Source organism: Brucella intermedia LMG 3301 (assembly GCF_000182645.1).
Taxonomy (GTDB): domain Bacteria; phylum Pseudomonadota; class Alphaproteobacteria; order Rhizobiales; family Rhizobiaceae; genus Brucella; species Brucella intermedia.
On the sequence record NZ_ACQA01000001.1, the window covers coordinates 1986530 to 2000578 of the forward strand.

The following is a 14049-nucleotide window of genomic DNA, read 5'->3' on the forward strand; positions in this document are numbered from 1 at the left end:
CTCACGCAAACATAGCCCTTATAGACTTTATATTCCGTTGAGGCGGCGTCGAATCGCTTGATAGCAGGAAATAGCCTGCTGCATGCGCAAACGCCAGCCGCCGTGCAAACTCCGGACGTTCAATTCAAGCTTCAGTCGAGAGTCTCGCGTCGATCATGCTTACGCTTTTTCATCATCCCATGTCTTCGGGTTCGCGCTATGTGCGGCTCATCCTCGGCGAATATGGCGTTGAAGCGGAACTTATCGAGGAACGGCCGTGGTCGCGCCGCAAGGAATTCCTGGCGCTGAACCCGGCGGCAACCCTGCCCGTGCTCCTGGCCGAAAACGACCTTCCGGTCGTCGGCGCAACGGTGATCGCCGAATATCTGGACGAGACGCGCGGCGCATTGAAGCGCAGCCGCCGCCTCCTCCCGGAAAGCCCGATGGAGCGCGCAGAAGTGCGCCGCCTGGTCGACTGGTTCCTGCTGAAATTCGAAAATGAAGTGACGCGCCACATTGCCCGCGAACGTGTGTTCAAGTTGCAGATGGCGGCAGAGATGGGCGGCAGCGCGCCGGATTCGACCGCCATCCGCGCCGCCCGCACCAATATCCGCCAGCATATGAAATATATCGACTGGCTGGCCGCGACCCGCGACTGGCTCGGCGGCGCGCATCCAAGCTATGCCGACATGGCGGCGGCGGCTTCCATTTCCGTGCTCGACTATCTGGGCGAGATCGAATGGGGCGAAACCAAAGCGGCGCGTGACTGGTATGCACGCATGAAATCGCGCCCGGCTTTCCGCCCGTTGCTTTCCGACCGCGTGCGCGGGCTTGCCCCGGTGGCCCATTATGGCGACCTCGATTTCTGATAGCCGCCAACAGAAACTCAAGTGCTTCCTGATCGAAGAGGCGAAGGCGGCTGGTTTCGACGCGGTTGCCTTCACCACGCCCGATGCAATTCCGCAAGCGCCCGAACGGCTGCGCCAGTATATTGCCGACGGCCACCACGCCGATATGGACTGGATGGAGGAAACGGAAGCCCGCCGTGCCGATCCGAGCGTGCTCTGGCCGGAAGTCCGTTCCATCATGATGCTGGCCATGAATTACGGGCCGGACGCCAATCCGCTCGCCATTCTGGAAAAGCAGGATCGTGCGGCCATATCCGTCTATGCGCAGAACCGCGATTATCATGACATCATCAAGGGCAAGCTGAAGCACATTGCAAGCCGTTTTGCCGCGCGCGCCGGACAGGATGTCAAGGTCTTCGTCGATACCGCGCCCGTCATGGAAAAGCCGCTGGCGCAAGCTGCCGGTCTCGGCTGGCAGGGCAAGCATACCAATCTGGTCAGCCGCGAGCTTGGCTCATGGCTGTTCCTCGGCTCGATCTTCACCACGGCGGAAATTCCCCCCGACGAGCCCGAGCGGGACCATTGCGGCTCTTGCCGCGCCTGTCTCGACGCCTGCCCGACCAAGGCTTTCCCGGCGCCCTATCGCATCGATGCGCGACGCTGCATTTCCTATCTCACCATCGAGAACAAGGGACCGATCCCGCAAGAGTTCCGGAAAGCCATGGGCAACCGCATCTATGGCTGCGACGACTGCCTTTCCGTCTGCCCCTGGAACAAGTTCGCGCAGGCGACCAGCGAAATGAAGCTGAAAGCCCGTGAAGACCTGAAGGAACCGCGTCTCAACGATCTGCTGGCGCTGGATGACCCGGCTTTCCGCACGCTGTTTTCCGGCTCCCCGGTGAAACGGATCGGGCGCGATCGCTTCATCCGTAATGTGCTGATCGCCACCGGCAATTCCGGCGATGCGACGCTTCTGCCGGATGTCGAACGACTGCTGGAAGACGAAGCGCCGGTCGTGCGCGGCGCAGCGATATGGGCCTTGAAGCAACTGGCCAGCCCCGACCACGCAGCCAGTGTTCAGAAACGCCTGGCCTCATTGGAAGAGGATGCTACGGTGCAGGCAGAGTGGGATATGGAGGAAGTTTGATGCGCATATTTCTGTTCGGAGCAGGTTTCTCCGCCCAGGCCTTTGCACGCAGGATGACCGGCGAAGCGGAACGCATCGACGGGACCACGCGGCACGAGCAGAAATTCCCCCTCCTCGAACAGGCGGGCATAAAGCCGCTGCTTTTCGACGGCCAAACGCCCTCGCCCGAACTTCTGGATCGGCTTGCTCAATCCACCCATGTGCTCATTTCGATCTCTCCCGGCGAAAGCGGCGATCCCGCCGTCGCCATCGTCGAGGAAGCGCTTCGCCGTTCCGACAACACCATCCGCTGGATCGGCTATCTGTCGACGGTCGGCGTCTATGGCGACCATCAGGGCGCGTGGGTAGACGAAACCACAGCCTGCAAACCTTCCTCGCGCCGCAATCTGGAACGCGTCGAAGCCGAAAAGGCGTGGGGACAATTGAGCGAACGGCACGGAACGCCGCTCGCGATCTTAAGGCTTTCCGGCATTTATGGGCCGGGCCGCAATGCCTTCGTCAATCTGAAGCGCGGCACGGCGCGGCGCGTCATCAAGGAAAACCAGATTTTCAACCGCATCCATGTCGGTGACATTGCCGGTTCCTTGCGCTTTCTGGCAGGCACCGATACGGGCGGCATCTTCAATATCACCGACAATGAACCGAGCCCCCCGCAGGATGTCGTCACCTACGCCGCCGAACTGATGGGCGTGACGCCACCGCCGGAAGTCGCCTTCGAGGATGCCGATCTCACGCCGATGGCACGTTCCTTCTATGGCGAGAACAAACGTGTCTCCAACCGGCGCATCAGGGATCTGGGTTACGAATTTGCCTATCCCGACTACCGGACGGCGTTTTCGGCCATGTGGCGGGATGATCGCTGGCGCTGAAGCCGTGCTGCTGCTAAAAGCAAGCTCGTAACAGAACCGGGACAACACAGAATGAGCAGTACCGAACTCGCAACCAGATAAGCCGCAACAGCCTTTCCGACCTGTTGCGGCGTCTGCCCCGGACCAATTCCCCTTAAAACGCATCCCGAAGATGCGCGTTTATAAAAGGCAGATAGCCGCCCGATTTTTCTCGAGCGGATGCTTAGTCATGCCTTTTGATAACAAACAAACTCCACAGTGGAGCTATTCCCTGCCATTCGCGCTCGCGCTGATGGCTCCTTTCGACATTCTCGCCTCGCTGGCCATGGACATCTACCTGCCGGTCGTGCCGTTCATGCCCGCCATCCTGCAAACGACACCCGCCATGGTGCAACTGACCCTCAGCCTCTACATGGTGATGCTGGGCGTCGGGCAGTTGCTGTTCGGCCCGTTGTCGGACCGTTTCGGGCGCAGGCCCGTCCTGATCGGCGGCGGGCTGGTTTTCGCCCTTTCGTCCTTCGCCCTGGCGATTACCGACAATGCAGCGGTTTTCGTGGCTCTTCGTTTCGTACAGGCAACGGGCGCTTCGGCGGCGCTGGTCGCCACTTTCGCAACGGTCCGCGATGTTTATGCCGCCCGTCCGGAAGGTGCGACGATCTACGGCCTTTTCAGCGCCATGCTTTCCTTCGTCCCGGCGCTCGGGCCGATTGCCGGTGCGCTTGTCGCAAAGGGTTTTGGGTGGCGGGCGATCTTCGCCACGCTCGGCCTGCTGGGCCTCGCCGTGACGTTGCGCGCCTTGCGCCACTGGCAGGAGACGCGGCCAGCCGGCACTGCCCCAAGTGTCGGAAATCTCCGCCGGATCGTGCGCGACTTCAGCTTCTGGACCTATACGCTCGGCTTCGCGACGGCGATGGGCACGTTCTTCGTGTTCTTTTCCACCGCACCGCGCATTCTGATCGAACGCGGCGGCTTTGGTGAAACCGGCTTCAGCTTCGCCTTTGCAAGCGTTGCCCTCGTCATGATCGCCGCCACCCGCGTCCTGCCCCGCAAGACGCAGAAATGGGGCGCGCGCGCCAGCGTGGCGCTGGGCATGGCCACGCTTCTTGCCAGCGCCCTGCTTCTGGTTCTCGGCGAAACATTGCTGGCGCCTTCGTTCCTGAGCCTCATCGTCCCCATGTGGCTTGCCGCTGTCGGCATCGTTCTCACCGCGTCGATGACGGCAAACGGTGCGCTTGCGGCCTTTGACGACAGTGCGGGCATGGCGGTCGCGGTCTATTTCTGCATCCAGAGCCTGATCGTCAGCCTTGCAGGAACAGCACTCGTCATCTTCCTGCCCGGCGATACCGCATGGCCATTGATCACCTTCTGCACGGTGATGCCGTTGCTGGTTCTAGCCTTGCTGGCAAGGCTGCGGCAGCACTGACGAAATGCGGTCGGCAGCACAAACTGTCGACCGCCATTGAAGCCCTGCCGTTGACACAGCATAATGCCCGCAATCCGGCCGCCTTGATTCGCAGCCGCAGCCCCGGCAAAACATGGAATTGCCCCATGATCGCAAACAGATTGAAGAAGATCGTTCTCGCAGCTTCGCTTGCCGCGATGATCGCCCCCGACTTCGTGCCCATGGCCGTCGCGGAAGACATGCCCGCCAAACAGGCTTTTGGAGCGCAGGCGCTTCCTGTTCTGGCGCAAGACCCGCAATCCATCGGCTTTTATGCCAAGGGATGCCTCGCCGGAGCCGTGGCTCTGCCGACGGACGGACCGAACTGGCAGGTGATGCGGCTTTCACGCAATCGTCGCTGGGGCCATCCGCGCATGATCGGCCTTCTGGAAAAACTTTCCCGCGATGCGGCAAAGGACGGCTGGCCCGGCCTGCTCGTCGGCGACATTTCGCAGCCGCGCGGTGGCCCGATGCTGACCGGCCACGCCTCGCATCAGGTCGGCCTCGATGCCGATATCTGGCTGACGCCGATGCCCAAAAAGCGGTTTACCGATGCCGAACGTGAAAGCGTTTCCGCCGTTTCGATGCTGAAACCGGATTCGCTCTATGTCGATCCGAAGAAATGGACCCCTGCCCGCACGGCGCTTATCAAACATGCCGCAAGCTACCCCGGAAGTCGAGCGCATCTTCGTGCATCCCGGCATCAAGAAGGAGCTTTGCGACACGGTGAAGGGCGACAGGAGCTGGCTTGGCAAGGTTCGCCCCTATTGGGGTCACTTCTACCATTTCCATGTGCGCCTGACCTGTCAGCCCGGTTCGCCCCAGTGCAAGGGACAGCCGAAGGTGGCCGCCGGTGACGGTTGTGACAAGTCGCTCGCCTGGTGGTTTACGGATGAACCGTGGAAGCCGGCAAAGCCATCGACGGAACCGCCGAAAAAGCCGCGCCCGGTGATGGTTTCCGATCTGCCGAAGGCTTGCGCCGCCGTGCTCAACGGTCCTTCCCCGAATTCGGTCGCCGATGTCACCTACGGCGTGCAGTGAGGCTTTTAGCGCTTTTCAGGTCCTGGGCACTTCGCTATAGGTTTAAAACGATTTAGAATGCCAATGACAAGGTTATCAACTCGTAAGGTTGCTCATTCATGACGGAACGCCTGCGCATCGCATTGATCGCCCACGACCAGAAGAAGGACGACATGGTCGCCTTCGCAAAAGCGCATGAGCAGGCACTGTCCCGCTATGACATCGTGGCGACGGGAACGACTGGCGGCCTCATACTTGATGCCTGCCCTTCACTCCGCATTCAGCGCGTGAAAAGCGGGCCGCTCGGCGGCGACCAGCAGATCGGCGCCATGATTGCGGAAGGAACGGTGGAAGTGCTCATCTTCTTCATCGACCCGCTGTCTCCGCTTCCGCACGATGTCGATGTGAAGGCGCTGACGCGCCTCGGTAGCGTCTACGACATTCCGATGGCGCTCAATCGCGCAACCGCCGAAAAGCTGATCAAGGCGCTCGACTGAAACAAAACGCACTGATCCGCCGCGGGGTTTTTCTGCGGACGGATGACATGACCAGGGAGAGGACATGCCCGCGACGATCGCATGTCCCAAAAACGGGAACCGGTTCTGGGACAAAGACATGCATGAAAACAAAGAGATAGAGCGGGCCGAACAGGGTTTCCGGTTTCCGGTACTCGTCGGCGATATCGGCGGCACCAATGCCCGTTTTGCCATCCTGGTGGATTCCAATGCCGAGCCGAAGGAGTTTCCCGTTCTCCAGACGGCGGATTATGCAACCATCGATGAGGCCATACAGGACGCCGTTCTCGATCATACCTCGATCCGTCCGCGTTCCGCCATTCTGGCTGTAGCCGGTCCCGTCGACGGCGACGAGATCGACCTCACCAATTGCGACTGGGTCGTGCGCCCGAAGAAGATGATCGCCGATCTCGGCTTCGAGGATGTGACCGTGCTGAACGATTTCGAGGCGCAGGCGCTCGCCGTCGTGTCTCTGGGCAGCGAACATCTGGAACAGATCGGCGGCAGGCCCGAAGAAGTGATTGCTACCCGCGTCGTACTCGGGCCGGGCACCGGACTCGGCGTTGCCGGTCTTGTCCGCACGCGCCACGCATGGGTGCCGGTGCCGGGCGAAGGCGGCCATATCGACATCGGTCCGCGCAGCGAACGCGACTATCAGGTCTTCCCGCATATCGAGCGCATCGAGGGCCGCGTCGCTGGCGAACAGATTCTTTGCGGGCGCGGACTGCGCAATCTCTATCTGGCCATATGCGCCGCCGACGAGGTGACCCCGACGCTGGAAACCCCCGCCGACATCACCTCCGCCGGGCTCGACGGCAGCAATGCGCAGGCGGAAGAAACCCTGCATCTGTTCGTCACCTATCTCGGGCGGCTGGCAGGCGATCTGGCGCTGATTTTCAAGGCGCAAGGCGGCGTCTATCTTTCCGGCGGCATTCCGCAGCGCATTCTTTCCGCGCTCAAGGCGGGCGCGTTCCGCGAGGCGTTCGAGGACAAGGCTCCGCACAAGGCCATCATGCGCGACATTCCTGTCCGCGTGATCACCCATCAGCTTGCAGCCCTTGCCGGGCTTTCCGCCTTCGCACAGGCCCCAGCCCGTTTCGAAGTCTCGACCGAAGGGCGCCGCTGGCGGATCGACTGAGCGACAGGGCAAATATCAGAGTGGTGCCGACGGCCATTTTAACCTGAACCGTTCCAGCCGCTAAAGCTTGAGGATGGTCAAGCCGCGCGGATAACGTTATAGAAACGCTGCACCGAAATTGCCGAAAGCTTTTTCAGTGCAGCGTTTCCGTATGGAAGTCGTATTTTCAACGATAGCCGCCGGTCCAGCCGGAGGGCCAAGAGACAAAAAGCGCTTTTGCACGTGAGTCTATTCAAGAAGAAAAACAAGAAGATCGATACGGGCGAAGCCACCCGCGTAATCCGGCGCATGATGTCGGAAAACATCCGCGAATATAAGCAGAACTACGTCATAGCCATACTGGCATCGCTCATCGTCGGCGGATCGAACGGCGCGCTGGCCTATCTGATGAAGCCGATGATCGACAAGATTTTCTACGAGCAGAATCTCGGTCTGGTCTGGGTCATCTGCGGCGCATTGCTGGGCATTTTCATCTTGCGCGGCATTTCCGGCTACATACAGGCCGTGGAGCTTGCCAAGATCGGCAACAATCTGGTCGCGCGCTATCAGAAGCGCATTTTCGACCATCTGATGAAGCTCGGTCTCGATTTCTACAACGATACCCGTTCCGGCCATCTGGCGGCGCAGATCAATCAGAATGTTTCCGGCATCCGCGATCTCCTCAACATGACGATTTCGTCGATCGCGCGTGACCTTATCTCGCTGATCGGTCTCGTCGCCACCATGTTCTACATGGACCCGATCCTGTCCGTGGCGATCTTCCTGATCGGACCGCCGCTCATTCTGGCCGTTGCCTATATTTCGCGCCGCATTCGCTCCGTCACCCGCGATCTCGTGCATCTCAATTCCCATCTGCTGGGCGCGATGCAGGAATCGATTCAAGGCATTGCCATCGTCAAGGCCTTTACGATGGAAGACCAGTTGCGCGCCAAGATCGGCAAGCTGATCGACCAGTCCGAAGGCCGCAGCAACAAGATCGCCAAGGTGTCCGAGCGCACGACGCCCATTTCCGAAATGCTGGCCGGTTTTGCCGTGGCGGGCGTGCTGGCCTATAGCGGCTATCGCGCCATTCTCGAACAGCAGCCCCCCGGCGCAACCTTCGCCTTCATCACCGCGATGCTGCTCGCCTATGACCCGGCCCGCCGTCTTGCCCGCCTTCAGGTCGGGTTGGAAAAGGCGCTCGTCAACGCACGCATGATCTATGAAGTGCTGGATATAGAACCGCGCCAGCGCGATGTTGCGGACGCGGTGGAGCTGAAAGCCGGTCCCGGCGAAATCCGCTTCGAGGATATCTATTTCTCCTATAACGAGACCGCGCCGGTGCTGCACGGCGTCAGCTTCGTCGCCAGGGCGGGCGAAACCACCGCCGTGGTCGGCGCTTCGGGTGCCGGCAAGTCGACACTCATCAACCTTGTCCAGCGCTTCTACGATCTCGACCGCGGCCAGATCCTGTTCGATGGGCAGGACATTGCGCACGTCAGGAAGCAGTCGCTGCGCCATGCCATCGCCTATGTCTCGCAGCAGCCTTATCTGTTCGAAGGCACCATTGCCGACAACATCCGCTATGGCCGCCCGGACGCGACGGATGAGGAAATCATCGAGGCAGCCAAGCTTGCCCATGCGCATGAATTCATCCTGCAGCAGCCGCAGGGCTACGATACACCGGTCGGCGAAAACGGTGTCACGCTTTCCGGCGGCCAGCGCCAGCGCGTTTCCATCGCTCGCGCCATCGTTCGCAATGCACCGGTTCTCCTGCTCGACGAGGCGACTTCCGCCCTCGACAATGAATCGGAGAAGCGGGTCCAGCAGGCGCTGGAAGGCATCATGCAGAACCGCACCACGGTCGTGATTGCGCACCGTCTTTCCACCGTGGTCAATGCGGATCGCATCGTGGTGATGGAAGCCGGTCGGGTGGTGGAGGAAGGCCGTCACGACGACCTCATCGCCATCCCGAACGGCGTCTATGCCCGTTTCTATCAGTTGCAGAGCGGCAACGGCGATTTCATCACCGGAAAGACGACAGAAGAACTGCGGACAGGAGAACCACGATGAGCGGAGAAACGCAGAACAGCGAAATGGGCCTGGTCGTCGTCGGCGCTGGCGGACGCATGGGCCAGACCCTGATCCGCACCATCCAGACCATCGAAGGCGCGAAACTTGTCGGCGCCATCGAACGGTCCAGCTCTCCGCTTCTGGGCAGGGATGCGGGCGAAGTCACCGGCATCGGCCCGCTCGGCGTGAGCATAACCGACGATCCGCTGCCGGTCTTTGCCGGGGCGCACGGCGTCCTTGATTTCACAAGCCCGGCGGCAAGCGTCGAATTTGCGGGCCTCGCCGCACAGGCGCGCATCGTGCACGTCATCGGCACGACGGGCTGCTCGGCTGAGGATGAGGATAAGATCCGCGCCGCTGCCCGCCACGCAACCATCGTCAAGTCGGGTAATATGAGCCTCGGCGTCAATCTTCTGTCCGTTCTGGTGCAGAAGGCGGCGCAAGCGCTCGATCCGGCGGATTTCGACATCGAAATCCTCGAAATGCACCACAAGCACAAGGTCGATGCGCCATCCGGCACCGCCCTGCTTCTTGGCGAAGCGGCAGCGAAGGGACGCGACATTGCACTGGCGGAAAACAGCGTCCGCGTGCGCGACGGCTATACGGGACCGCGTGAAACCGGCTCCATCGGCTTCGCCACCTTGCGCGGCGGTTCGGTCATCGGCGAGCACTCGGTCATTCTTGCCGGGCCCGGTGAGCGCATTGTTCTCTCCCACCATGCCGAAGACCGCTCGATCTTTGCGCGCGGTGCGATCAAGGCCGCACTTTGGGCCTATGGCAAAAAGCCCGGCCTCTATTCGATGCTGGATGTTCTCGGGCTGAACGACTGATTTTTCCACCGGAGCACCGATCCTGTTCAGATCGGCGCTCCAGAGTTTTGTTTTATCGCGCATCCTATCCGAAAACCGCCTCACACTTTTCGGGATGCGCTCTCTAACGGAGCGTTGCATATGTCTCGTACTCTCGTCCTGGTCCGCCACGGTCAAAGCGAATGGAACCTCAAGAACCTGTTCACCGGCTGGCGCGATCCGGGCCTGACCGAACAGGGCCATGCCGAAGCCAAGGCCGCTGGCCAGCGCCTGAAGGCCGCCGGTCTCAAGTTCGATATCGCTTACACGTCCGCGCTGTCGCGCGCGCAGGTGACCTGCCAGCACATTCTCGATGAGCTTGGCCAGTCGAACCTCGAAACGATTCGCGACCAGGCCCTGAACGAACGCGACTATGGCGACCTGTCCGGCCTCAACAAGGACGATGCCCGCGCCAAATGGGGCGAGGAACAGGTCCATATCTGGCGCCGTTCCTATGACGTCCCGCCTCCGGGCGGCGAAAGCCTGAAGGATACCGGCGCGCGCGTATGGCCCTATTATCTGCACACGGTGCAGCCGCATGTGCTGCGCGGCGAGACGGTTTTGGTCGCCGCACACGGCAATTCTCTGCGGGCGCTCATCATGGCGCTGGACGGCCTGACCCCGGAACAGATTCTCAAGCAGGAACTCAACACCGGCGTTCCGGTCATTTACCGGCTCAATGCTGATTCGACCGTTGCTTCGAAGGAAATTCTCGAAGCCTGATAGCCGTTTGGCTGTGAATTTATCGGGCGCGCCCGCGCGCCCGACGACCTTTTCAACGCGAAAAAAGCATCGGCTGAAAAAAAGCTGGCTGAATGTCGAAAACGCGATTGACAGAGGCAGGTCGACCCCTTAGATGGGTCCTCGTCGCCCAGATGGCGGAATTGGTAGACGCACCAGCTTCAGGTGCTGGCGCTCGCAAGGGCGTGGAGGTTCGAGTCCTCTTCTGGGCACCATTTCCAAGTCTTCAGACCACTACCAAGGTCCAGAAGCACCCCAAAAAGCCCGCGCAAGCGGGCTTTTTTGTTTCTGGAGCATGGTCCGCCGTCTCACGCTTTGCGCTCAAGCATGTCGTACCTTATCGTATTCAGGCGACATGCTTCAGAGCATTTCCAGCAAAAGTGTGAAACGGTTTGGGAGACATGCTCTCGTTATTTCAACCTATATTTGGCAGTCGATGCAGTTTTCTCCTTCCGAACGCACCGCTTTCTTTGAATTGCTGAAATGGCGGCGGGATGTCCGTCACTTCAGCGACCGACCTGTGGACGATGGAATCATCGAGGCTTTGCAGGAAGCGATGGATTATGCCCCTTCCGTCGGCAATGCCCGCCCCTGGCGGGTGATTTCGGTTGAAACTGCTGGAAAACGCGCGGCGGTTCACGACATCTTCCTGGAGGCCAACCGGTCAGCCGCGCAGATCTATGACGGCGAGCGCGCACGGCACTACCGGGATCTGAAACTGGAAGGCATCAGCGTCGCCCCGGTGCAGCTTGCCATTTTCACCGAATCCGCGCCGACCGAAGGACATGGGCTCGGCAGGCAGTCCATGGCCGTCACCCTCGAGCACAGCACGGCAATGGCGGTCCAGAACCTCAATCTGGCGGCAAGATCGTTCGGGCTTGGCGTCGGCATGGTCTCGATTCTCGATCCGCAGGCCATGGAAAGGCTGTTTCAGGCCCAGCAGGGCTGGCGCTTCAGCCTTTACCTATGCGTCGGCTGGCCGCTGGCTGATGACGACACACCCTTGCTGCACAAAAACGGCTGGCAAGAAAACATGCCGACGGTCTGGCGGCGCGCCTGAGCGTTCTTCAACAGAACGTTGTCAACAGGGCAAGCGCCTCCCGGAATTGTGCCTATTGCGCTGATCTCGCAATTGGCGGCACAATCCCTTTGCTCAGATATAATAACGGGGAGCGAATATGCGCCGAAGAGGCTTGCTGGAATTCGCAGGAAACAGAACGCTCTATGGCCTGTTCCTGCTCTGCGCGATCTGCGCCATCGCGGGGAGCGTGATGAGCTATAATGGCGAGGTTTCAGGCTGGCGCTGGCTGCATTATCTGACCAAGCCAACCGCTACGCTGCTGCTGCTCGCAGCCGTCCTTTGCGCCGGGCGGCCCAAATCGAAATCCTATGGCTTTGCCGTGGCCTTCGGTCTGGCTTTCGCGGCACTGGGTGACTTTTTCCTGATGCTGCCCGGCGACTATTTCATGGCGGGCTTGATCTGTTTTCTCATCACCCATTGCGCCTATATCTATGCCCTTTGCCGCCATGCGCGCTTTGCGGCGCACAAAGGCGTTTTCGCCATTTTCGCCATCGCAGCCCTTGCCATCATAGCTGGCCTCTGGCCGTCGCTGCCGACCCCGCTGATAGTTCCGGTCATCATCTATGCCGCGGCCCTTGGCATCATGGCGGCACAGGCGATGAGCCGTGCGCTCGGCACCGAACCTGAAACGCCGCAACGCTACGCCGCATGGCTTGCCGCAGCGGGCGGTCTTTTCTTCATGGCAAGCGACACGCTGCTTGCCTATGGACGGTTCAGCCTCGACATTCCGCTGAATGGCCTCTGGGTGCTGGCAACCTATTATGCCGCGCAATTTCTCTTTGCACGCTCGACCGAGGATTTTGCCTATGGCGGCTGAAGAACAGATGTTGCAACTGCCGTTCGAGCGCCTGCGTCACGCATGGCTTGAGAGCCGTCCCGCCTGCGAGCAGCGTCTGGACGACCTGAAACGCCTGCGGGAGCGGCTTGAAGCAAGGCTGGATGAGATGGCGAAGGCCATCAGCGCGGATTTCGGCAATCGCTCGCTGCAAGAAACCCTGCTTGGCGAAGCCAGCGTCGTCTTTGCCGAAATCGACGATGCCCTGCACAACCTCAAGCGCTGGATGAAACCGAAACGCCGCAAGGCCGGCTGGAAAATGTGGCCGGCAAAAGCCGAAATCCGCTATGTTCCGCTCGGCGTGGTCGGGATCATCGCACCGTGGAACTATCCGGTCAATCTGGCGCTGGCACCGCTCGTCGCGGCAATCGCGGCTGGAAACCATGTCTTCCTGAAACCATCCGAACATACGCCGCGCACTGCGCAATTTCTGCAAAGCCTGCTTGGGGAAGTCTTCCCGGAGGACCGCGTTGCCGTTGCGCTTGGCGACGCAGCGCTTTCCGCGCAATTCGCATCGCTGCCATTCGACCATCTCTTTTTCACCGGCTCGACCACTGTCGGGCGCAAGATCATGGCGGCGGCGGCACCAAACCTGACGCCCGTGACGCTGGAACTCGGCGGCAAGTCGCCCGCCATCGTCAGCGAAAACGCCAATATCAAACGCGCCGCGCGCGCAATCGCGACGGGCAAGTTCTTCAATGCCGGGCAAACCTGCATCGCGCCCGATTACGTTCTGATCCACCACAGCCAGCGCGATGAATTCGTGAACCTCCTGCGCGCCGAAATGCAGGCGCGCTATAGTGGTTCACCAGCGGAAAAAGACCGCACCACGATCATCAATGAAGCGCAGGAGGCACGGCTCGCGAAGCTGCTGACCGATGCCGCCAGCAAGAGCGAATCCGTCATCGAGCTTCTCCCCGGTTCCGGTCAACCGCGATTGATGCCGCCCGCCCTCGTGCTCGAACCCGACCCCGATAGCGCCATCATGCAGGAGGAGATTTTCGGCCCGCTTCTGCCGATCATCAGTTACCGCCTGCTCGATGATGCGATCGGTTTCGTTCTGAAGCTTGATCGTCCGCTGGCGCTTTACTGTTTCAGCGACAACACCGCAGAAATTGAAATGATGTTGAGCCGCATCGTTGCGGGCGGCGTCTGTGTCAACGATACGCTCTACCATTTCGCCTGTAGCAACCTGCCATTCGGCGGCGTGGGTGCAAGCGGCATGGGCCAGTATCACGGCCATGACGGTTTCCTGACCTTTTCCAAGGCAATGCCCGTCCTGACCAAATATGCCCCGGCGCCGAGCGATCTCATCAAGCCGCCTTATACCGGCCTCACCGACCGCCTGATCCGTTTCATTGCAAGATGAGACCTGGAACCTTGAAGCATATCCCCGAGGGGTGAGTTTGATCAGGCACAAAACGCTTCAACGGGCAGTCGCGTGTAGCTCTCGTCGAATTGTGTAGGCAATTGCTATTCAAACAGATGTACAATCCGACTATATAGAGAGGGATGCGAGTTTATCTCACTGGCAGAAGTCATTGTCTTTCGGAACC

Annotated in this window: 12 protein-coding genes, 1 tRNA gene and 1 pseudogene; all 14 read left to right on the plus strand. The window is 60.3% G+C overall.

What is annotated here, in order from left to right; genetic code table 11:
• The first annotated feature begins 155 nt into the window (after window positions 1-155).
• A complete protein-coding gene (locus OINT_RS09515; protein ID WP_006467595.1) occupies window positions 156-848 on the plus strand; it encodes a glutathione S-transferase family protein in 693 nt (230 codons plus the stop codon).
• Window positions 829-1974 (plus strand): tRNA epoxyqueuosine(34) reductase QueG, encoded by a 1146-nt coding sequence (queG, locus tag OINT_RS09520; protein ID WP_006472283.1) that lies wholly within the window; start codon window positions 829-831, stop codon window positions 1972-1974. Before OINT_RS09515 ends, queG begins: the two co-directional genes overlap by 20 nt.
• Window positions 1974-2843 (plus strand): SDR family oxidoreductase, encoded by an 870-nt coding sequence (locus tag OINT_RS09525; RefSeq protein WP_039852764.1) that lies wholly within the window; start codon window positions 1974-1976, stop codon window positions 2841-2843. The genes queG and OINT_RS09525 overlap by 1 nt, the downstream gene beginning before the upstream one ends.
• A 208-nt stretch (window positions 2844-3051) precedes the next feature.
• Window positions 3052-4245 (plus strand): CmlA/FloR family chloramphenicol efflux MFS transporter, encoded by a 1194-nt coding sequence (gene cml, locus OINT_RS09530; protein WP_006472282.1) that lies wholly within the window; start codon window positions 3052-3054, stop codon window positions 4243-4245.
• Window positions 4246-4370: 125 nt separating this feature from the next.
• Window positions 4371-5304: pseudogene (gene mepA, locus OINT_RS09535) on the plus strand (penicillin-insensitive murein endopeptidase).
• 98 nt (window positions 5305-5402) lie between these two features.
• Window positions 5403-5780 carry a methylglyoxal synthase gene (locus OINT_RS09540; RefSeq protein ID WP_006467600.1) on the plus strand — a complete coding sequence of 126 codons (378 nt, stop codon included), beginning with the start codon at window positions 5403-5405 and terminating at the stop codon, window positions 5778-5780.
• Window positions 5781-5898: 118 nt separating this feature from the next.
• Entirely contained in the window at window positions 5899-6936 is a 1038-nt protein-coding gene (locus OINT_RS09545) for a glucokinase (protein ID WP_050791017.1), read from the plus strand.
• A gap of 222 nt (window positions 6937-7158) precedes the next feature.
• Window positions 7159-8988 (plus strand): ABC transporter ATP-binding protein, encoded by a 1830-nt coding sequence (locus tag OINT_RS09550; protein WP_006472280.1) that lies wholly within the window; start codon window positions 7159-7161, stop codon window positions 8986-8988.
• The gene (gene dapB / locus OINT_RS09555) at window positions 8985-9818 is read left to right on the plus strand and encodes a 4-hydroxy-tetrahydrodipicolinate reductase (protein ID WP_006467603.1); all 834 of its coding nucleotides are present in this window, start codon (window positions 8985-8987) and stop codon (window positions 9816-9818) included. Before OINT_RS09550 ends, dapB begins: the two co-directional genes overlap by 4 nt.
• 120 nt (window positions 9819-9938) lie before the next feature.
• Complete coding sequence (locus OINT_RS09560) at window positions 9939-10559, plus strand: 2,3-bisphosphoglycerate-dependent phosphoglycerate mutase (protein WP_006472278.1); 621 nt, start codon at window positions 9939-9941, stop codon at window positions 10557-10559.
• Window positions 10560-10705: 146 nt separating this feature from the next.
• Window positions 10706-10792 (plus strand) — tRNA-Leu (locus tag OINT_RS09565).
• Window positions 10793-11013: 221 nt separating this feature from the next.
• Window positions 11014-11637: a 5,6-dimethylbenzimidazole synthase gene (gene bluB / locus OINT_RS09570; RefSeq protein ID WP_039852981.1), complete on the plus strand. Its 624-nt coding sequence runs from the start codon at window positions 11014-11016 to the stop codon at window positions 11635-11637.
• A 118-nt stretch (window positions 11638-11755) separates the two neighbouring features.
• Window positions 11756-12475, plus strand: a complete 720-nt coding sequence (locus tag OINT_RS09575; protein ID WP_025090786.1) for a lysoplasmalogenase — start codon at window positions 11756-11758, stop codon at window positions 12473-12475.
• A complete protein-coding gene (locus OINT_RS09580) occupies window positions 12465-13862 on the plus strand; it encodes a coniferyl aldehyde dehydrogenase (protein ID WP_006473218.1) in 1398 nt (465 codons plus the stop codon). Before OINT_RS09575 ends, OINT_RS09580 begins: the two co-directional genes overlap by 11 nt.
• The last annotated feature ends 187 nt before the right edge of the window (window positions 13863-14049 follow it).